This is a genomic window from Sutterella megalosphaeroides (assembly GCF_003609995.1).
Taxonomy (GTDB): domain Bacteria; phylum Pseudomonadota; class Gammaproteobacteria; order Burkholderiales; family Burkholderiaceae_F; genus Sutterella; species Sutterella megalosphaeroides.
The window spans coordinates 98,231-117,856 of sequence record NZ_AP018786.1 but is presented as its reverse complement, the minus strand read 5'-3'; the positions used below and the strand labels follow the sequence as shown (position 1 = coordinate 117,856).

The following is a 19,626-nucleotide window of genomic DNA, read 5'->3' as shown; positions in this document are numbered from 1 at the left end:
GAAATGCAAAAACCCCGCCGGGAGGCGGGGTTTCGCATCATCCGATCACGAGGATCAGATCTTGCCGACGAGATCGGTCGAGGGCTTCAGGGTCTTTTCGCCCGGACGCCACTTGGCGGGGCAGACCTGGTCGGGGTTGGCGGCCACGTACTGGGCGGCCTGAACCTTGCGCAGGAGTTCGGAGGCGTCACGGCCGATGCCGCCGTCGTGGTGTTCCATGATGACGATCTTGCCTTCGGGGTTGATCACGAACGTGCCGCGTTCGGCGAGGCCGTCCTTTTCGATCAGAACCTGGAAGTTGCGGGAGATCTGCTGCGTGGCGTCGCCGAGCATCGGGAACTTCACCTTGCCGACGGCCTTGGAGGATTCGTGCCAGGCCATGTGGGTGAAGTGGGTGTCGGTCGAGACCGCGTAGATTTCAACGCCGAGCTTCTTGAACTCTTCGTAGTGATCGGCCAGGTCTTCGAGTTCGGTCGGGCAGACGAACGTGAAGTCGGCGGGGTAGAAGAAGACGACGGACCAGTGGCCCTTGAGGTCGGCGTCGGTGACCTTGATGAAGTCGCCGTTGCAGAAGGCTTCGGTCGAGAACGGGAGGATTTCGGTGGTGAGCAGAGACATCGTGAACTCCTTGCCTCAGCGAGGCGTCTCAAAAAACAGTGACGCCATATTAGCATGAAGATTATTGACTTTGTGAAATCCTAAGTAAAAAACTATTGCATGAACGCAATAGAAAATGCCTTTCGGCAGGACGGGTGTCGTCAGCGGAAACGGTCCTTGATCTTGCGGCGCAGGTTCGGCGCAAGTCGTTCGAGCGCGTCGAGCGTGGTGAAGATGGAGGTGCGACCGCGGTGCGAGAGCTCGCGAAAGCGCGCGAGCAGTTCGCTCTCTTCGGCCACGGCGAGGTGGCGCTCGGCGGTGAGGATGTAGAGAATGTCGAAACCGCAGGCGACCAGACGCGGCATGCGGTAGATGCCCGGATCGGCTTCGCCCGCCTCGATGCCGACATAGACGTCGAGCGGAACCCCGAGGAGTTGAGCGATTTGACGTTCGGAATAGCCGAGTCGACGACGCTCCTCGGCAAGGCGCGCGCCGATGCTCTGACGTTGCTTGGCGAGAGTGGTGGTCATGAGAAGGCGGGTCGCCCGCGAGCGGGCGACCCGAAAGAGATCAGACGTTGAAGAGGAAGTTCATGACGTCGCCGTCCTGAACGATGTAGTCCTTGCCTTCCGCGCGCATCTTGCCCGCTTCCTGGGCGCCCTTTTCGCCCTTGAACGCGATGAAATCGTCGAAGGCGATCGTCTGGGCGCGGATGAAGCCGCGTTCGAAGTCGGTGTGGATGACGCCGGCGGCCTGAGGCGCCGTGTCGCCCTTGTGGATCGTCCAGGCGCGCACTTCCTTCACGCCCGCCGTGAAGTAGGTCTGAAGGCCGAGGAGGTCGTAGCCCGCGCGAATCACGCGATCGAGCCCCGGCTCGGTCATGCCCATGTCTTCGAGGAACATCTGCTTGTCCTCTTCGTCGAGGTCGGCGATGTCGGCTTCGGTCTTCGCGCAAACCGCGACGACCGGGGCGTGCTCTTCGGCGGCGTAGGCGCGCACGGCGTCGAGGAGCGGATTGTTTTCAAAGCCGTGATCTTCGACGTTCGCCACGTACATGGCGGGCTTGGCGGTGAGGAGGAAGAGCGGACGGATGACGGCCAACTCTTCGGGGGAAAGCTTCACCGTACGGACGGCCTTGCCTTCGTTCAACACCGGCTGGATCTTTTCGAGAACGAGCACGAGCTTGAGGGCTTCCTTGTCGCCGCCCGAGCGGGCCTGCTTCGAGTAGCGGTTCAGGGCCTTTTCGACGGTCGCGAGGTCGGCGAGCGCGAGCTCGGTGTTGATCACGTTGATGTCGTCGATGGGGTCGACCTTGCCCGAGACGTGCACGATGTTGTCGTCGTTGAAGCAACGCACGATGTGGGCGATGGCGTCGCATTCGCGGATGTTCGCGAGGAACTGGTTGCCGAGGCCTTCGCCTTTGCTCGCGCCCGCGACGAGACCGGCGATGTCGACGAATTCGACGGCGGCCGGAACGATGCGTTCGGGCTTCACGATTTCAGCGAGTGCCTTGAGACGGGGATCGGGCACTTCCACGATGCCGACGTTCGGTTCGATCGTGCAGAAGGGATAGTTTTCCGCAGCGATGCCCGCCTTGGTGAGAGCGTTGAAGATGGTCGACTTGCCGACGTTGGGCAGGCCGACGATGCCGCATTTGAGACCCATGGTGTACTTCTCTTTTTTGAAATGTCGAAGGGATGCCGTCCGCCGTCGATGGGGTCGGTCGGCATCCGTGCACTGGTGTGCGAATTATAAAAAATCGGGGCCGCTCAGGATTCCGAGCGCTTCGCGGGAATGCGATCGAGATCGTCTTCGGAGAAAAGGACGTAGCCGTTTTTCGCGAGGAGCGCGGCCGCCACGCCCTGTCCGGGGACGAGCGTGCGCGTGTGCGAGCCGTCGTAAATGCCCGAGGGACTGCACGCGGGGCTGCGCGCTTTGAGAAGCGCGAAAGGAGCGTTTGCGGCCTTGGCGGTTTTGAGCGCCTTGCGGGCGCCGCGCAGATACTGCGCCGTCACGTCCGTACCGGTGCGATCGACTACTTCCCCTTCGTGCGCGAGCACGGCGTGGCCGTCCGAGCCCGGCGCCATGATTTCGGCGGGTTCGCGCGGGCAGGGAAGACCCCCTTCCATCTCGGGACAGATCGTCACGATGTCGTCCTTGGTCCAGCTTTTGGCTTCGAGCTTTTCAAGGATCGAGGGACGCGACTCGCCGTCGTAGCGGCAGGTGTAGCCGAGGAGGCACCGGGAGACGACGATGCGGTCGCCCTTCGCCTTCGGTTCGCTCGTCCCGGACGGAGTCCGAGCGGCTTTTTGCTTTTCCTTCTGACCCGAGAAGGGGGCGAGCGTACGCACGGCCTTCTCGATCGAACCCGCGACGATGTCGCGGATCGTGTCGAGTGCGGCCTCGAGGCAGCGGGCGATTTTCTCGCGGTGTTCGGCCGAAGGAGCCGCGAGCACGAAGACGGCGACTTCCTGAGCGAGGCCGAGCTTCTTCGGGTGGCCGATCCCGAGGCGCAGGCGCCAGAAGTCGGGCGTCGAGAGCTGAGCGCTGATGTCCTTCAAGCCGTTGTGGCCGGCGTTGCCGCCGCCGAGCTTGAGGCGCATGAGACCGGGCTCCAGGTCCATTTCGTCGTGAACGACGAGGATTTCGTCCGGAAGGATCTTGTAGTAAAGCGCAAGGGCGACGACCGACCGGCCCGAAGCGTTCATGTAGGTGGAGGGCTTGAGAAGCCACACCTCGCGACCGTCGAGACTCAGGCGACCGACTTCGCCCTGGAACTTGCGATCTTCGCTCATGCGCACGCCGAACTTGGCGGCGAGCGCATCGACGAAGTGAAAGCCCGCGTTGTGGCGGGTATCGGCATATTCGGCACCCGGATTGCCGAGACCGACGATGAGTCGGATGGGTTTGCTCATGATGGAGAGTGCTCAGCTCGGAGATGACGGAAAAACTCAGCGACGCGGACCGCGGCCGTTGCGTTCGAACCGGTCGAATCGGCCGTTGCCGCGGCGATCGCCTCGATCATTGCGGTCGTAGCGATCGTTGCGCTCGTTGCGTTCGGTCCGGTCGCCGAAGCGCTCGAAACGTTCGCCTCGGTCGCCCCGATCGGCGCGGTCGCTTCGGTCGGAGCGTTCGCCGCGATCCGCACGGTCGGAGCGGTCCGAACGTTCTTCGCGGCGACGCGGTTCGTCGAACTTCACGAGCACGTTGCGGCCCTTGTAGCGCACGCCCTGCATGGCTTCGACCACGCGTTCCGCCACGGCCTCTTCGACTTCGACGAGCGTGAAACGGTCCGAGATGTCGATCGCGCCGATCGAGCGGGAGTGGATGCCCGATTCGTTCGCAAAGGCGCCGACGATGTCGCCCGGGCGCACGCCGACGTCGCGGCCGGCGCCGAAGAAGATGCGCTTCATGCCGGCTTCGGGACCGGCCGAGCGGTCGCGGCGCTCGCGACCGTTGCGTTCGGTCCGTTCGCCCCGTTCGGCGCGATCGCGCTTCGGGCGCTCGAAAGGCGAGAACGCGGGAATGTCGGTGTCGTCGTCCACGCCGCCTTCGCTCTCGAGTGCGAGACGGATGGCCGCGGCCGCCACGTCGAAGGGATCGTGCTCTTCGCAGAGCGTTTCGACGACGACGCGGAAGCGTTCGAGGTCGCCCTCGCGGAGCACTTCTTCGACGGAGCCGCGCACGACTTCGAGACGGTGCGCGCGCACGTCGGTGGCGGAGGGCACGGAGCGGATTTCGATGCGGCTTTTCGTGATGCGTTCGATCGCACGCAGATGACGGTGTTCGCGGGGCTCGAGGAGCGTGATGGCGGTACCCGTGCGGCCGGCGCGGCCCGTTCGCCCGATGCGGTGCACGTACGTGTCGTAGGAGGCGGGGATGCCGAAGTTGACGACGTGCGTGAGGTTTTCAAGGTCGATGCCGCGGGCGGCGACGTCGGTGGCGACGATCACGTCGACCTGACCGGCGCGGGCGCGCTTCATCACGCGGTCGCGCGTGGGCTGATCGAGCCCGCCGTGCAGGGCTTCGACGCTCCAGCCGCGGGCGCGCAGCGCTTCGGTGAGTTCGTCCACTTCCGTGCGGGTGCGCGTGAAGATGATGGCGAGTTCGGGCCCTTCGAGGTCGAGAATGCGACCGAGCGCGGGCAGGCGGTAGTTGTGACCCACCACGTACGCGATCTGCGGCACGCGGGGCGCTTCGCCGTCCGCGGTTTCTTCACGGGCGATCTGGATGCGCACGGGGTCCTTGAGGTGTTCTTCGGCGATGCGGGCGATGCGCGGGGCGAGCGTCGCGGAAAAGAGCGCCGTCTGCACCGTTTCGGGCACGGCGTTGAAAATGGCGTCGAGTTCGTCGGCAAAGCCCAGATCGAGCATTTCGTCGGCTTCGTCGAGAACGATCGCTTTGAGGGCGGAGAGGTCGAGCGTACCCTTGTTGATGTGGTCGAGCGCTCGGCCGGGCGTCGCGACGACGACGTGCGTGCCGCGCTTCAGGGCGCGGATCTGGCGGCCGTACTCCTGCCCGCCGTAAATGGGCGTGACGATGATGCCCGCGTTGCGGCCGAAGTTGTGGAACGATTCGCTCACCTGCAGGCAGAGTTCGCGCGTCGGCGTGAGAACGAGGATGAGCGGGAGATCGGGTTCGGCGCCCACGACGTGGCGGTCGAGGAGCGGGAGCCCGAAGGCTGCGGTTTTGCCCGTGCCGGTGGCGGCCTGACCGAGGACGTCGCGTCCGTCGAGCAGCGCGGGGATTGCCTCCTGTTGAATCGGGGTGGGTTCTTCGAAACCGAGCTGCGAGAGCGCGCTCACGATGTCATCGGAAAGACCAAGTTCGGAAAAAGTGGCCATGAAATTCTCTTAAAAAAACAATGTGCGGCCACGTGCACCCGGAAACACCAAAGAAACGGTCGACGCGGATCGAAAGCAAACGGGAGTGATGGCCTGGGAGGAGACTCGTCGGTCGAAGCGTCTCGAGCAACGAGGTCGGGAGGGGCGGAGCCGGGCTCCGCGAGGGATTTGAAAAAAGCCCGCGGGAGAATGAACTCTGCGGGCTTTTTTCGAGATCTCCGACGAAGGAGATTACTTGGCTTCGGCCGCAGCGGGGGCTTCGGCGGCTTCTTCGCCTTCGGCGACGGTCACTTCTTCTTCGACCGGAGCGATCACGGAGGCGACCACGACGTCGGTGACGACTTCAACGCCGGCGGGAACCGCGAGTTCCTTCGAGTGGAGCGTCATGCCGGATTCCATCTTGGAGAGGTCGACGGCGATGAACTCGGGAAGTTCGCGCGGGAGGCACTGGACTTCGACGTAGGAAACCGTGTGGCTGATGATGGCCTTGTCCACCTTGACGGCGGGGCTTTCTTCGGCGCCCGAGAAGTGCAGGGGCACGCGCATCGTGACCTTTTCGTCAGCGGCGATGCGCTGGAAGTCGATGTGCATGACCTGGGGCTTGTAGGGGTGCATCTGGAAAGCGCGGAGAACGACAAGTTCTTCCTTGCCGTCGAGTTCCATCGTCAGGATCGAAGCGTGGAACTTTTCCTTACGCAGAGCGTAGAAAATCGGATTGTGTTCGAGCTCGATCGGCGTAGCGGGTTCGTGGCCGCCGTAGACGATGCCGGGCAGCTTGTCCGCGCGGCGCAGACGGCGGCTCGCACTCGTACCTTGCGCCTTACGCGTGGTGGCGATGACTTTCATGGGTAACTCCTAATGGATGGTAGTAATAAAGTGTCCCGCAATCGCGACCAATCGCGGGACGCGGAAAAAACGGTTATTCCGTGAAGAGCGAGCTCACGGAGTCTTCGCGGGCGATGCGCGAAAGCGTTTCGCCGATGATCGCGGCGCAGGAAACCTGGCGGATCTTCGGGCAGGCCGCAGCGGCGGCCGAAAGCGGAATCGTATCCGTCACGACGAGTTCGTCGAGGGCGGAATTCGTGATGCGCTCGATGGCGGCGCCCGAAAGCACGGGGTGCGTGATGTAGGCGACGACGGCCTTGGCACCGCGTTCCTTGAGCGCGCCGGCGGCGTTGCAGAGCGTACCGGCCGTGTCGACGATGTCGTCGGTGATGACGCAGGTGCGACCCTTGACTTCGCCGATGATGTTCATGATTTCGGCCACGTTGGCACGGGGACGACGCTTGTCGATGATGGCGAGGTCCACTTCGAGGGCCTTGGCCATGGCACGGGCGCGAACCACGCCGCCTACGTCGGGCGAGACGACCATGAGGTCTTCGTAGTTGCGGTTGACGAGGTCGTTGAGCAGAACGGGCGTGGCGTAGATGTTGTCGACGGGGATGTCGAAGAAGCCCTGAATCTGGTCGGCGTGCAGGTCCATCGTGAGGACGCGGTCGACGCCGACGGACTGGAGCATGTTGGCCACGACCTTGGCGGAGATCGCCACGCGGGTCGAGCGGGGACGGCGGTCCTGACGGGCATACCCGTAGTAGGGGATCGCGGCGGTGACGCGGCGGGCGGAAGCGCGCTTCAGAGCGTCAACCATGATCATGAGTTCCATCAGGTTGTCGTTCGTCGGGGCGCAGGTGCTCTGCAGGATGAACACGTCCTTGCCGCGCACGTTGTCAAGGAGCTGGACCATCACTTCGCCGTCGCTGAAGCGGGTGACCGTAGCCTTGCCGAGAGGAATATTGAGGTACTGAGTAACGGCCTGGGCAAGCTTGGGATTGGCATTGCCCGAGAAGACCATCATACTATCCGGAACCATGGGGACCATGACGCGCTCTTTGGTAGTGGCGGGGGCTTGCGCCCTCAGGGGTTAACGGCGGCACCCGCATTTCGGACGGTGTCCGAAACGAAGCACCCACGCAAAAATCTAACGCAAAGAGAGGCATTCTGTAACGGAAAGCCTCTCTTTTTCTTGAAGAAATTCGGGATGAGTGTGGCAGGGGTAGAAGGATTCGAACCTTCGAATGCCGGAATCAAAATCCGGTGCCTTAGGCCGCTTGGCGATACCCCTATCACGATCCATTTATTCGGTGAGCCATGAAGCCAGAGGATGGACCGGCAGGCTTCGAACCCGGAATTCCAGCCACCCTTCGGGCAGGTTCAGCGAGCGCTTGGGAGCGCCTTCCGGCTCGACGGCGAAGACGGTACTTCCCGAGCCCGTCATGCGCGGCTCAAAGCCGGATTCGGAGAGCATCCGCAGCGCTTTTTGCACGGCGGGCTCGATCCGAGCGGCCACTGGCTCCAGGTCGTTGTGGCCGGGGAGAGCCGGCCAGCGGTTCCGGATGGAGTCGGAAAAGACCGCTATTTTGCGTGTTTCGGTAGACCGTGTCAAGTCGGGGGCCGAAAAAATCTTACCCGTGGACACGCCTCGGCCGGGCCAAACGAGCCGATACCGGGCATCGGGAAGCTCCACGGGGAGGAGCTTTTCGCCGATCCCTTCCGCAAAGGCGTTCCGACCGAAAAGGAAGAAAGGAACGTCGGCTCCGAGTTCGACGCCGAGCGCCATCAGTTCGCTGCGGGTGAGGCGCAGGTTCCAGAGGCGGTTGAGCCCTATGAGGACGGTGGCGGCGTCGGAACTCCCGCCTCCGAGCCCGGCTCCGACGGGAATGCGCTTCTCGAGTCGGATCCGAACGCCCGCCCCGACGCGGAAGCGCTCCTTCAAAAGACGCGCGGCCCGCACGCAGAGGTCCTCCTCGGCGGGGCCCGTGAGGACGCCCTCGCGCTCGACGTCGCCCGAGGGAAGGAGCGTGAGATCGACCGTATCGGCCAGGTCGATCAGGGTGAAAATCGACTGCAGGAGGTGCTTGCCGTCGGGACGACGGCCCGTCACGTGCAGAAAGAGATTCAGTTTGGCGGGGGCCGGGAGCCCCAGACAGGCTTCAGTCATCGAGCGTTACCGTAAGCGTGATGCGGGGAGAACCCGAGAGTCGGAGAAAACGCACCGTTCGGGCGGAGCCCTCGGGGCGTCGGGCGCGGATGCGAGCTTCCCACTCGCCCGTCGTCAGTTGATCGTTCGCGGTCGGTGCGGCGAGTACTTCAAAGAGCTCCCGAACGGGAAGGGTGAAGCCGAGCACGTTCGAGAGCAGGTCGTCGAGGTCTTTCCCTTGGGCGACGGTTTCGTCGATCCCGCGGCTGAGTTTCGCGCCCGAGGCGTCGACTTCGATCCGTGCGAGTACGCCCGCAAGCGGCGTGAGCAGATCGAGTTGCAGGTCGGGGGCGGCTTCGCCCCGTTCCCTCACCGTCAAACGAAAGCGTCCCGTTTGGTTCTCGGTTTTTCCGGGGGCGGCGACGGTGAGCGCGAAGCGCCCCGCAAAGACGCGTCGGTCGGCGGGGGTCGTCGCGCAACCCGAGAGGAGCGCGATCTTCGCAAGACCGAGGCCTCCGAGAAGCCTCACGAGCGTGCGGCGCTTCACGGACGGACTCCCGCGGTGCGTTCGGGTGCGTTCTTTTCGGTCTTCGAGGTCCCGGTCGTCGCGGGAAGCGCGAGCGCGCGGCGCGCGGCGAGCGCTTCGAGCTCGGGCGTGAGGCCCGAACGTTCGATCGTCTCGGCGAGCACCTTTTCGGCGTCCGCGCGTCGGTTGAGCACGCAGAGAATGTCGACGAGGTGCGAGGCCACTTCGGGGTCGTAGAGCTTTTTGAGCGAGGCGTTCGTGAATTCGTACGCGGCCTTGAAGCGGCCCTCGCGGTAGGCGAGCCACCCCATCGAGTCGAGGATGAACGGGTCGAGCGGCGCGGCCTTGAAGGCGACTTCGAGGTGCCGGCGCGCTTCGTCGAGGTTCCGGTTTTCCTCAACGAGGAGGTAGCCGAGCGCGTTGTTCGCCTGCACGTGCTGCGGGTTCATGTCGAGGAGTCGGCGCAGGAACGCTTCCGAGTCGCTTCGCTCGCCGACGGACTCCGCCGCCATGGCGGCGTCGTAGAGAATCTCGGTGTCGGTCGGGTGTTGGGCGGACGCCTCCTTCAAAAGGACGTACGCATCGCGGTTGCGTCCGTTCTCAAGGAGCAGCTTCGACTCGGCCGAGTAGAGGATCGCCGTGTCGAGGGGCAGCGTCTTGCGGCCTTCTTCGAGAATGCGGCAGGCGTCGTCGAGTCGACCGAGATCGGCCGTGGCGATCGCTTCGCGAATGCGGGCCTGACCCGCATAGGGGCCGTCCGTGAGTTCGTGCCAGTACTTCGCCGCCCGTTCGAGCGCCTTTTGTTCGAGCGCGGCGTTCCCGAGGAGGAGCCAGACGTCGTGGTGCGAGAGATCGATCTCCGAATTCGTTTCGCGCAGCGCCTCGACGTAGGCGAGGAGGTGCTTTTCGGCGCGGGGCGCGTCGCCCAGGTCCGCGGCGATTTGGCCGGCGTTGTAGAAGACGGTCGCGTCCTCGCCCGCGTTCTTCACCGCGCGGTCGGTTTCGCGAAGCGCGAGGTCCTTGTTGCCGAGTCGGGCTTCGACGCGGGCGAGAACCAGGCGGATTCGGGCTTCGTTCGGGTGGTGCTCGAGGAAGGTCTTGAGCATCCGGTGCGTGCCCTCGGGGTCGACGCTCCAGCAGACGTCGGCCGCTTCGCCGACGATCGACGCGTCGGCGGGCTTCGTCTTCTGGGCGGCGCGTGCGAGACGGCAGGCCCGGTCGCCTTCGCCCGCGGTCTTCAAGAGGAGCGCGTACCCGAGACGGCTTTCGGCGTCGGTGCGCTTTTGCGCATAAGGCTTGACGGCTTCGGCGAAAAAGCGCGCGTCGCTCGGGCGCGAGCGGGAAAAGAGGCGCGAGACGCGACCCACCCACGCATCGTCCGAGCGGGGCTTGACGGCGTCGCCCGCGGCGGGCTTTTCGGTTTTGCGCGCGGCTTTGGCCGCGTCGAGTGCGGCGAGCCCCTTTTCAAGCGCGGCGCGGTCGCCCTTCTCGACGGCATCGGCGAAGATCGTCTGCCAGGCCATTTCGCTCGTCGGTTCGAGCTCCGTCCAGAAGCGGGCCACGGCGACGAGTCGGTTCGAGTCGCGGGTGGCGAGCGCCGCCTGCCAGGCCATTTCGGCGATTTCGGGATTTTTCTCGCGATAGGCGGCCGACATCAGAGCACTTGCCGCAAAATCGACATCTTTGCGATGATAGGCAATTCCGCCGGCCACGAGCTCGTAGAGCGTCGAGTCGGGACGCGTGACGGGCGGGTGCCCGGCGGGCATCGCCGGAGCCTCCTTCGACATGAAGCTCTTCGACGAGGAAATCTCGGGGTGACCCGGGGGCAATTCGAAGGCGCAGAGCGTCTGAGCGGCAAAGAGCGCGGCTAGGGTCGCGGTGACGGAACGAAAAGAGGGCGCCGGCATGGTCCATCGCAGGAGTGGTGACAAAAGTTCTTCCATTCTATCGGCACGGAGCCCGAGGGCGGGCCGTGTCGGGCTCGGGAGCGTAACGCGAGGTTAACCGCGCCCCTCCGACGGGGCGCCGGAAAGGATGTTGAGGTGATGGAAAGCAAGCAGTCGACGGTCGACGCCGTCTTTGCCGAACGATTGACGGCCTGGCAGCGCGTTCACGGTCGGCACGATCTGCCGTGGCAGCGAACGAACCGGCCCTACGAGCGCTGGGTGTCGGAAATCATGCTGCAGCAAACGCAGGTGGCCACGGTGATCCCCTATTTCGAGCGCTTCATGGAGCGCTTCCCGACGGTGGGCGACCTCGCGCGGGCCGACGAAGACGAGGTTCTTCGCTACTGGGCGGGGCTCGGCTACTACAGCCGCGGGCGCAACCTGCGTCGCGCCGCCCTCGAAGTGCTCGAGCGCTTCGGCGGCGTCATGCCCGAACGGTTCGACGACTTGGTGTCGCTCCCGGGGATCGGCGAAAGCACGGCTGCGGCCGTGAGCGCTTTTGCGTGCGGCGAGCGGCGCGCGATGACGGACGGCAACGCCAAGCGGGTGGTGGCTCGCGTCTATGCGATCGAGGGGGCGGTCGGTTCGTCCGCCTTCGAGCGGGCCGTGAAAGCGAAGTGTCTGGAGATTTTGCCCGCCGAAGCCGACATGGCCGACTACACGCAGGGCCTGATGGATTTGGGGGCGATGCTCTGCCGCCGTCGCAAGCCCGCGTGCGAGGCGTGCCCGCTTGCGGATCTGTGCGCCGCACGCGCCGCGGGGCGCGCGGAGAGCTTCCCCGAGCCGAAAAAGGCCGTTCCCAAAGCCTGCCGTCGCGTGGCGATGGCGTTCGTGCAAACGGACGAGGGTCTCTGGCTGGCCCGCCGGACGGGCAACGAAGGGGCGGAGACGGGAAGCGTCTGGAAGGGGCTGTGGACGCCTCCGATGGCGGTCGACGCCGAGGCGTCCCACGCCGAACTGTGGGCCCGACTCGAGGGCGACTACGCGCTCTCGGCGCCGCTTGCGGGTGCCGACCTGCGGCACCTCCTCTCGCATCGGGAGCTTCTGATCGAGGCGCGTCTTTACCGGGCGACGCCCGAGACGACGAACCGGCTTCGCGCCGCGGGATTCACGCCGCACGTCGAGGGCGAGGCCATGCCGGGGCGGCCCGCGCCCGTCGTTCGTCTTCTCGAGGAGCTGATGCGGCCGTCGCTCTTCGGAGTGCGTTGAGTGCGGCCGCACGCGGGGCTTCAAAGGCTCTGACGGGCCCGCTCGGGGTTGAGGAGCGCGTGCTGCTCGATCACGCGATGGCGCACGATGGCGTGGAAGCGCTTCGCAAGCGTTTCCGCCACGTACACCGAGCGGTGCTGTCCGCCCGTGCAGCCGATGCAGACCGTGAGGTAGTGGCGGTTTTGCGCCCGGTAGGCGGGAAGCCACGTTTCGAGGAACCGTGCGATGTCGTCCGTCATTCGCGCGACGAGGGGCGAGTCGGCGAGGAAATCAGCCACCGGCTGATCGCGCCCCGTCAGCGGGCGCAGTTCGGGCGTGTAGTAGGGATTCGGCAGGCAGCGCACGTCGAAAACCAGGTCGGCGACGCCCGGTACGCCGTACTTGAAGGCGAACGACTCGAAGGCGAGCGTCATGTCGGATTCTGGCTGATCGACGAACTGCTGCACCCAGCGGCGCAACTGCGCGGGCAAAAGTCCCGTGGTGTCGAGGACGCAGGCATGCGCGCATACGGGTTCGAGGAGCGCGCGTTCGCGCTCGATCGCTTCCTGGAGCGTCACTTCTTCGGAGTGCGCCCGTGCGTGCGTCGAGAGCGGGTGCCGACGGCGCGTTTCCGAGAAGCGGCGCGTGATTTCCGGGGTGGATGCCGTGAGGTAGAGAATCCGCACGTCGAACCCTTCGGCACGCAGCGTTTTGAGCGACTCGAGCGTGTTGTCGAACGTGGCGTGCGAGCGCGCGTCGATCGCCACCGCGGCCATTTTCGTCTCCGACCGAGCCAGAGTACGCGCCACGGGAAGCAGAAATTCCGCCGGGAGATTGTCGATGCAGTAGTAGCCGCAGTCTTCGAGCTGCCGGATGGCGATGGACTTGCCGCCGCCCGAAAGGCCGGTAACGAGAACAAGTTTCATGAATTTCCGGCGCGCGACGCTCGGGCCCGTCGCCCGAGGGGCGCGCCCCTCCTCTCAATCGATCAATCGGTCAATCGTCGGTGCGGGGCGTTTCGTCGTCCTCGGCGAGGGCTTCGGCCGCTTCCGCGGAGGCGTGCAGGTCGGCGGGCGGCTCCCACGCGTGGAGGAGTTCGCACACGGCCACTTCGTCCGCCGCGTCGAGAAGCGCCTGACGCATCGGTTTCTGGGAAAGAAGGCACGCGATTTCGCGCAGCATGCCGAGGTAGTCCTTTTCGTCGTTTTCGGGGACGAGCAGGCAGAAAAAGAGTCGGACGCCGCGGCCGTCGGGGCTGTCGAGGCTGACGGGCTCGGCCGTTCTCAGAAAGACGAGCGCGGGCTCTTCAAGCTCGTGCAGTCGACCGTGGGGCAACGCGCAGCCCGCTCCCACGCAGGTCGAGCCGAGACGTTCGCGGGCGATGAGGGCGTCGAAGACTTCCGAGTGCGAAATGCCGTAGGCCACTTCGAAAAGCGCGCTGGCTTCTTCGAAGAGTCGTTTTCGACTGGCGGCCGAAACGTCGAGACGGACGGTTTGAAGGGTGATGTAGGAAGAAAAACGGTTCATGGGACGGTGATGCGCGGCTTTGCAACGCGGCTGCGCGGATGGTCTGAGGGGGCGACGTCCTCCCGTCGGACGACGCTTCTGAAGTCTAGCGGGATTGCTGCGAAAACGCAGGCCTTGCGTGGGGCGAGGCGGTTACTCGGACGCTTTGCGGCGCCGCAGACGCGTGGAGGGAATGCCCGCCTTTTCCCGGTATTTCGCAATCGTGCGGCGGGAGACGACGTAACCGCGCCCGGTAAGTTGCTCGGCGATGTCCCGGTCGGCCAGGGGGCTCGCGGGATCTTCGGCGGCCACGAGCGCGCGGATTTCGTCGAGGATGCGCGCGCCCGAGAGACCTTCGTCGCCGTCCGGGGCGTCCGACGTCGCGGCGACCGCGTTCGAGAAGAGGGCCTTGAGTTCGAGCGTGCCCGAGGGGCCCTGGAGGTACTTCCCCGAGGTTGTTCGCGAGACGGTGGATTCGGAGAGTTCGAGCGCCTCGGCGGCGTCCTTTTGACGCAGCGGCCGAAGAGCGGCGGGCCCCTCGTCGAAAAACGCCTGTTGGTGTTCGACGAGAAATTCCGCGATGCGCAAAAGTGTGTTCGTCCGTGCGTCGACGGCCTGAAGGAAGCGTCGCGCTTCCTCGAGGTAGGGCTTGAGCTCGGTACTCTCGACGGCCCGGCGTTCGTGGGCGAGGTCCGAGAGTCGAACGTTCGGTCGGGCGCTCGGGTTGACGAACGCGCGCCAGCGACCGTTCGCGCGTCTTACGACGAGGTCGGGCAGCACGTATCGGGTCGCCTCGGCATCGAACGCGATCGGCCGGGGGTTGAGTTCCCGCAGGAGGCCGAGCGCCTCTTCGAGAAGCTCGGCGTCGTTCGCGGCGCATTTGAGAAGCGTCTTGCGATCGGCGCGCGCCAGGTCGCCGAGGTGCTCCCGCAGGAGCGTGACGAGAAGACGGGCCGCGGGCTCGTCGACGTCGCCCGCTTCCGTTCGGCGGCGCACCTGTTCCACGAGCCCTTCGGTGAGCGACGGCTGTGCGATGCCGGCGGGCTCCAACCCCTGCAACGCGACGAGCGCCCGCTTCCATTCGGCGGGCGAGGCGTCGACGACGGCTCGGTACTCTTCGGCCGCTTCGTTGAGCGGCACCGTAAGGAGCCCGCTCTCGTCGAGCTCTTCGACGAGACAGCGAATGCAGGAGCGCTCCTTCTCGCTCAGGTCGAGTTCGAGCGCATCGTTCAACAGTGCGGCGCGCACCGATTCGGGAGCGACGAGCCCCTCGAGGGGATCCGCTCCCTCGTACGCCGCGCCCGCGCCCCACGTTGAGTACATGCCTTCGAGGGGCGCTCCTTCGGGGAGATCCCCCTCGGGGACGTCGCAGGAGGGCTCCTCCGTGCGTACGGACGCTTCCGGGGCGGCGTTCTCGGTTTCGAGGAACGGATTTTGCGCAACGAGCAGGTCCGCTTCCGCCATGAGTTCGACCGACGTCATCTGAAGAAGTTTCAGCGACGCCTGTTGCGCGACGGAGAGCGCGGTCGAGAGTTGTTGCGATTGACGAACCTCAAGCAAAGCGGACATGGCGGGACAAGATCACATCTGGAAATTGTCGCCGAGGTAGAACGCACGCACGTCGGGGTTGCTGATGATGTCGCCCGGCGACCCCGAGGCGAGCACCCGCCCTTCGTTGATGATGTACGCGTGGTCGCAGATGGCGAGCGTTTCGCGCACGTTGTGGTCCGTAATGAGCACGCCGATGTTGCGGTCGCGCAGGAAACGGACGATGCGCTGAATTTCGATGACGGCGATGGGGTCCACGCCCGCAAACGGCTCGTCGAGCAGAATGAAGCGGGGATTGGCCGCGAGCGCCCGCGCGATTTCGGTACGGCGTCGTTCGCCCCCGGAAAGCGAGAGCGCCATGCTCGTGCGGATGTGCTGGATCTGCAGTTCGTCGAGGAGCTGCTCGAGGCGCTCTTCGATGACGGCGCTCTTCAGGGGCGCGCCGTTTTCGTCGGTTTGCAACTCCAGAATGGCGCGGATGTTGTCTTCGACCGTGAGCTTGCGGAAAACGCTCGCTTCCTGCGGCAGGTACGAGAGCCCCATGCGGGCGCGGCGGTAGATCGGCAGGTGCGCGATCGAATTGCCGTCGAGATCGATCGACCCCGAATCGGCCACGACGAGCCCCACGACCATGTAGAAGGTCGTGGTCTTGCCCGCGCCGTTCGGACCGAGCAGCCCGACGACTTCGCCCGATTTGACGGAGAGATCGACCCCTTTGACCACTTGGCGCGAGCCGTAATGTTTTTTGAGCCCCTTGGCTTCAAGCGTATGGACGTGTTCGTGCAGGTGACCCTGCTGAAGGTTGGAGTTCACGGCAAGTCGTTCCTCGTGGGGCGATCAGGGCTGTTCGGGTTGGACGGTGAGTTTCGTCGAATTCTTGAGTTGCGCGGAGGGGCGATCGGCCTCGGCGTTCGAGTCCTTCGTGCGCGGAGCGATGACGGTGCTCACGCGCTGGCGCTTGCCGCCGACGACGCCGCCCTCGACGGTGGAGCGGGCGTTGCGAAGGTCGTAGACGATTTTTTCGCCGCGGGTGAGATCCTTTTCGACGCCGCTTTCCGTGCGGGAGAGCTTGGCCTTTCCGGTGAGCGTGATCGTGTCGCGTTCTTCGTCGTAGACGATGGTCGCGGCTTCGGCATGGACCCATTCGTCGGGACCGACCGAACCCTTCGGATCGCGCTGCTGGCGGAACTTTGCGGGTCCGCCCGTGATCGTGGCCTGACGGTAGCCCTTCGGCGTCAGACGCAGCTCGAGGTTGGCGCCCTGCAGGTGCATCGATCCCTGCGAAACGACGACGTTGCCGGAATAGACGGCCGTCTGTTTGACTTCGTCGCCGTTGAAGCGGTCGGCCGTAACTTCAATCGGTTGTTCGCGGTCGCTCGAGAGCGCAAAGGCCGGAGCGACGACCAGAGCGCAGAGCGAGGCACAGAGAATGGAGCGCATGATCAGGGACGGAGTTCCGTAGGTTGCTGGAAGTTTTGCGGGTGCAGGACCGTGCGAACGCGGTCGCGCAATTCGAGCGTGTGTCCGACGTTATCGTACACCATGCCCTTGGCGGACTCGGTCGTATCGTTCCCGCGGCGCATGAAGACAGGAAGTACGGATTCGAATCGGTACGTGTCGAGGTACCCCTTCAGGGCTTCCGTTTGCAAAAAGAGGTCGGGCTCTTGGGGACCGGCCGCGCGCGTGAGCGTCACGGCACCCGACAAGTCGACCGTCTCCAGGCCGTCGTCGCTCCAGGCTTCGCGCGCCGAAAGCGCGAGTTGCAGCTTCGACGGATCGAGCGTGACGAAGCGCACCGCCTGAGCGCGCATGCGCTCGTCGGAAAAGTGAGCGACGTCCTCGGCGAAGAGTCGACGGTCGGCCGTGCCGGTTTCGTCGAAATCGGTGAGCGTGACGTTGCGCGCGGTGAAGTCCGGGCTCGATTCGCTCGGAATGTACTTGAGACCGGCGATTTCGACCTGGATCGAATAGTAGTAACTCGCGGCCACGAGCACGAAGAGAATCGCCGAGCCGATGATCGCCGTGACGCGTTCGCGCAGAATGAGTCGACGGTGCGCCATGACTCAGCGGCCCTCGTAAAACACGTCCCGAACGAGCGCGTCCCAGCCGCCGCGGCTCTTGACGATGAGTTCGGCGAGCGCACGCACGGCGCCGTGCCCGCCCGCGGCGGGCACGCGCCAGTGGACGTCGAGTTCGGGATTGCCGTCGGCGGGCGTGGCCGCAAGGCCCGCACGCGCGAGAAGCGGCGCGTCGGGGAGGTCGTCGCCCATGTAGGCGACTTCGTCGTCGGAGAGGCCGAGTCGGGCGACGAGGTCCTCGTAGGCGGGCACCTTGTAGCGCTGCCCCTGAAGGACGTGCGTGATGCCGAGCTCGCGGGCGCGTTCCGCGACGATCGCGGAGGTGCGGCCCGTCAGGATGGCGACTTCAACCCCGATTTTCTGCAGGAGTTTGATGCCGAGACCGTCCCGGACGTTGAAGGACTTGAAGAGTTCCCCGTTGCCCGAAATGTTGATGGAGCCGTCCGTCAGGACGCCGTCCACGTCGAGCACGAGAAGACGAATGCGGCGGGCGCGTTCTTCGAGAGTCATCAGATCACCTTGGCTTCCATGAGGTCGTGCATGTGCAGTGCGCCGATGAGGCGGCCCTCTTCGTCCGTGACGAGGAGCTGATTGCACTGGTAGGCCTCGAGCTGCTGCACGGCGCTCGCGGCGAGTTCGCGCGCGCCGATGGTGTGGGGCGTGCGCGTCATGACGTCGGCGATGCAGAGTTCGCGGATGTCGCCCACGCGTTCGATGAGGCGACGCAGGTCCCCTTCCGTGAAGATGCCGAGGAGCTTGCCGTCGTGATCGACCACGGCCGTCATGCCGATGTGCTTGCGCGTGATTTCGCGAACGGCGTCGAGCACCGTCACGTCCGCTTCGATGCTCGGGACGGCGTCGCCCGAGCGCATGATGTCTTCGACGTGGATGAGGAGGCGTCGACCGAGCGCGCCGCCCGGGTGGCTGCGGGCGAAGTCTTCCTTGCTGAAGCCCTTGGCCGAGAGGCAGGCAACGGCGAGCGCGTCGCCGAGGGCGAGCGTCGTCGTGGTCGAGGCGGTCGGGGCGAGGTTGAGCGGGCAGGCTTCGCGCTCGACGTGGCAGTTGATGTGTGCGTCCGCGTGACGCGCGAGGCTCGAGGCGGGATTGCCCGTCATGGCGATCAGTCGGGCGCCGACGCGCTTGATGGAGGGAACGACCGTCAGGAGTTCGTTCGTTTCGCCCGAATACGAAATGCCGAGCACGACGTCGTCGGCCGTGATCATGCCGAGGTCGCCGTGAGCGGCTTCCGCCGCGTGCACGAAGAAGGCGGGCGTGCCCGTCGAGGCGAAGGTCGCCGCGAGCTTGCGTCCGATATGGCCCGACTTGCCGACGCCCGAGACGACCAGACGACCGCGGATGTTGAGGATGAGCTCGACGGCACGGACGAAGTCGTCCGTGTTGCCGAGCGCGTCTTCGGCGGTCAAAAGAGCCTGCGCTTCGTGCTGCAGGACGTCGCGGCCGAGCGCAAGGGTGGCGGCGGGATCGAATCGGAGAGTCATTGTGAAACCTGAAAAAAGGGGGTGTGGGGGTACGCCAATAATAACGGTTAAGTCCGCGCGGGGAGCGACTCGCACGGGCGATGCGAAAACGCCTCCGGACGACGGGCGTGCCGGAGGCGATTCGGGTCGCGGGAACCCCGAGGGCGCGGGATCAGTGCTGGAGAATCTTCGAGAGGAACTTCTGGGCGCGCTCGGAGTGGGGCTTGCCGAAGAATTCCTGAGCGGGAAGGTTTTCGATGATTTCACCCGCATCCATGAAGATCACGCGGTCGGCGACCTTGCGCGCGAAGCCCATTTCGTGCGTCACGACCATCATGGTCATGCCTTCCTTGGCGAGCTGCACCATCACGTCGAGCACTTCGTTGATCATTTCGGGGTCGAGCGCCGAGGTCGGTTCGTCAAAGAGCATGCAGATCGGATCCATGGCCAGAGCGCGGGCGATGGCCACGCGCTGCTGCTGGCCGCCGGAGAGCTGACCGGGGAACTTGTCGGCGTGCTTGAGAAGGCCGACGCGATCGAGCAGCTTCAGGCCGCGTTCGGTGGCTTCTTCGCGGTTGCGGCCGAGCACCTTCATCTGAGCGAGCACGAGGTTTTCGCGGATCGAGAGGTGCGGGAAGAGTTCGAAGTGCTGGAAGACCATGCCGACGCGGCTGCGCAGCTTGGGCAGGTCCGTCTTCGGGTCGCCCACGGAGATGCCGTCGACGATGATCTCGCCCTTCTGGAAGGGCTCGAGCGCGTTGACGGTCTTGATGAGCGTGGATTTGCCGGAACCGGACGGGCCGCAAACGACGACGACTTCACCCTTCTCGACCTCGACCGAGCAGTCCTTGAGGACCTGGAAGTTGCCGTACCACTTGCTGATGTTCTTGATTTCAATCATTGCCATGAGGGGGGATCCTTGTTCTTGGGGGGAGGTA

General features: G+C 64.9%; 20 protein-coding genes, 1 tRNA gene and 1 pseudogene. 1 reads left to right on the top strand and 21 read right to left on the bottom strand.

Features of this window, described 5'->3' with window-relative positions; all coding sequences use genetic code 11:
• Window positions 1–54: 54 nt before the first annotated feature.
• The 12 genes and pseudogenes from ahpC to S6FBBBH3_RS00505 form a co-directional block, all read right to left on the bottom strand.
• On the bottom strand, window positions 55–618 hold the full coding sequence (gene ahpC / locus S6FBBBH3_RS00555) for an alkyl hydroperoxide reductase subunit C (RefSeq protein ID WP_120175876.1): 564 nt from the start codon (window positions 616–618) through the stop codon (window positions 55–57).
• Between the two features lie 140 nt (window positions 619–758).
• Window positions 759–1,127, bottom strand: a complete 369-nt coding sequence (locus S6FBBBH3_RS00550) for a helix-turn-helix domain-containing protein (protein WP_120175875.1) — start codon at window positions 1,125–1,127, stop codon at window positions 759–761.
• A 40-nt stretch (window positions 1,128–1,167) separates the two neighbouring features.
• Window positions 1,168–2,262 carry a redox-regulated ATPase YchF gene (gene ychF / locus S6FBBBH3_RS00545; RefSeq protein ID WP_120175874.1) on the bottom strand — a complete coding sequence of 365 codons (1,095 nt, stop codon included), beginning with the start codon at window positions 2,260–2,262 and terminating at the stop codon, window positions 1,168–1,170.
• 104 nt (window positions 2,263–2,366) lie between these two features.
• The gene (locus S6FBBBH3_RS11200) at window positions 2,367–2,948 is read right to left on the bottom strand and encodes a DUF523 domain-containing protein (RefSeq protein WP_232008870.1); all 582 of its coding nucleotides are present in this window, start codon (window positions 2,946–2,948) and stop codon (window positions 2,367–2,369) included.
• Window positions 2,937–3,512, bottom strand: a pseudogene (pth, locus tag S6FBBBH3_RS11195) (aminoacyl-tRNA hydrolase); the annotation flags it as partial. The pseudogene pth and the gene S6FBBBH3_RS11200, both read right to left, overlap by 12 nt.
• Window positions 3,513–3,548: 36 nt before the next feature.
• Window positions 3,549–5,441 (bottom strand): DEAD/DEAH box helicase, encoded by a 1,893-nt coding sequence (locus S6FBBBH3_RS00535; RefSeq protein ID WP_120175873.1) that lies wholly within the window; start codon window positions 5,439–5,441, stop codon window positions 3,549–3,551.
• A gap of 231 nt (window positions 5,442–5,672) precedes the next feature.
• The gene (locus S6FBBBH3_RS00530; RefSeq protein ID WP_120175872.1) at window positions 5,673–6,287 is read right to left on the bottom strand and encodes a 50S ribosomal protein L25/general stress protein Ctc; all 615 of its coding nucleotides are present in this window, start codon (window positions 6,285–6,287) and stop codon (window positions 5,673–5,675) included.
• A 73-nt stretch (window positions 6,288–6,360) separates the two neighbouring features.
• Window positions 6,361–7,320: a ribose-phosphate pyrophosphokinase gene (locus tag S6FBBBH3_RS00525; protein WP_120175871.1), complete on the bottom strand. Its 960-nt coding sequence runs from the start codon at window positions 7,318–7,320 to the stop codon at window positions 6,361–6,363.
• A 166-nt stretch (window positions 7,321–7,486) separates the two neighbouring features.
• Window positions 7,487–7,563 (bottom strand) — tRNA-Gln (locus tag S6FBBBH3_RS00520).
• Between the two features lie 12 nt (window positions 7,564–7,575).
• Window positions 7,576–8,439, bottom strand: a complete 864-nt coding sequence (ispE, locus tag S6FBBBH3_RS00515) for a 4-(cytidine 5'-diphospho)-2-C-methyl-D-erythritol kinase (RefSeq protein ID WP_120175870.1) — start codon at window positions 8,437–8,439, stop codon at window positions 7,576–7,578.
• The gene (locus tag S6FBBBH3_RS00510; RefSeq protein WP_170143789.1) at window positions 8,432–8,965 is read right to left on the bottom strand and encodes a lipoprotein insertase outer membrane protein LolB; all 534 of its coding nucleotides are present in this window, start codon (window positions 8,963–8,965) and stop codon (window positions 8,432–8,434) included. The genes ispE and S6FBBBH3_RS00510 overlap by 8 nt, the downstream gene beginning before the upstream one ends.
• Entirely contained in the window at window positions 8,962–10,851 is a 1,890-nt protein-coding gene (locus tag S6FBBBH3_RS00505; RefSeq protein WP_170143788.1) for a tetratricopeptide repeat protein, read from the bottom strand. The genes S6FBBBH3_RS00510 and S6FBBBH3_RS00505 overlap by 4 nt, the downstream gene beginning before the upstream one ends.
• A gap of 138 nt (window positions 10,852–10,989) precedes the next feature.
• Between S6FBBBH3_RS00505 and mutY the strand changes: the two genes are divergently transcribed.
• Window positions 10,990–12,099 carry an A/G-specific adenine glycosylase gene (gene mutY / locus S6FBBBH3_RS00500; protein ID WP_120175867.1) on the top strand — a complete coding sequence of 370 codons (1,110 nt, stop codon included), beginning with the start codon at window positions 10,990–10,992 and terminating at the stop codon, window positions 12,097–12,099.
• 20 nt (window positions 12,100–12,119) lie between these two features.
• On the opposite strand, the gene rapZ is transcribed toward mutY, so the two are convergent.
• From rapZ to S6FBBBH3_RS00455, 9 genes are all read right to left on the bottom strand, one after another.
• On the bottom strand, window positions 12,120–13,004 hold the full coding sequence (gene rapZ / locus S6FBBBH3_RS00495; protein ID WP_120175866.1) for an RNase adapter RapZ: 885 nt from the start codon (window positions 13,002–13,004) through the stop codon (window positions 12,120–12,122).
• 70 nt (window positions 13,005–13,074) lie between these two features.
• Window positions 13,075–13,605: a PTS sugar transporter subunit IIA gene (locus tag S6FBBBH3_RS00490; RefSeq protein ID WP_120175865.1), complete on the bottom strand. Its 531-nt coding sequence runs from the start codon at window positions 13,603–13,605 to the stop codon at window positions 13,075–13,077.
• Window positions 13,606–13,737: 132 nt separating this feature from the next.
• The gene (gene rpoN, locus S6FBBBH3_RS00485) at window positions 13,738–15,153 is read right to left on the bottom strand and encodes an RNA polymerase factor sigma-54 (protein ID WP_120175864.1); all 1,416 of its coding nucleotides are present in this window, start codon (window positions 15,151–15,153) and stop codon (window positions 13,738–13,740) included.
• A 12-nt stretch (window positions 15,154–15,165) separates the two neighbouring features.
• Complete coding sequence (gene lptB / locus S6FBBBH3_RS00480; RefSeq protein WP_170143787.1) at window positions 15,166–15,945, bottom strand: LPS export ABC transporter ATP-binding protein; 780 nt, start codon at window positions 15,943–15,945, stop codon at window positions 15,166–15,168.
• A 24-nt stretch (window positions 15,946–15,969) separates the two neighbouring features.
• Window positions 15,970–16,572 (bottom strand): lipopolysaccharide transport periplasmic protein LptA, encoded by a 603-nt coding sequence (gene lptA, locus S6FBBBH3_RS00475; RefSeq protein ID WP_120175863.1) that lies wholly within the window; start codon window positions 16,570–16,572, stop codon window positions 15,970–15,972.
• A gap of 2 nt (window positions 16,573–16,574) precedes the next feature.
• A complete protein-coding gene (gene lptC / locus S6FBBBH3_RS00470; RefSeq protein ID WP_120175862.1) occupies window positions 16,575–17,192 on the bottom strand; it encodes an LPS export ABC transporter periplasmic protein LptC in 618 nt (205 codons plus the stop codon).
• A gap of 3 nt (window positions 17,193–17,195) precedes the next feature.
• Window positions 17,196–17,720, bottom strand: coding sequence for a KdsC family phosphatase (locus S6FBBBH3_RS00465; RefSeq protein WP_120175861.1), 525 nt, complete (start codon window positions 17,718–17,720; stop codon window positions 17,196–17,198).
• Complete coding sequence (locus S6FBBBH3_RS00460; RefSeq protein ID WP_120175860.1) at window positions 17,720–18,709, bottom strand: KpsF/GutQ family sugar-phosphate isomerase; 990 nt, start codon at window positions 18,707–18,709, stop codon at window positions 17,720–17,722. Before S6FBBBH3_RS00460 ends, S6FBBBH3_RS00465 begins: the two co-directional genes overlap by 1 nt.
• Before the next feature lie 151 nt (window positions 18,710–18,860).
• A complete protein-coding gene (locus S6FBBBH3_RS00455) occupies window positions 18,861–19,589 on the bottom strand; it encodes an amino acid ABC transporter ATP-binding protein (protein ID WP_170143921.1) in 729 nt (242 codons plus the stop codon).
• Between the last annotated feature and the right edge of the window lie 37 nt (window positions 19,590–19,626).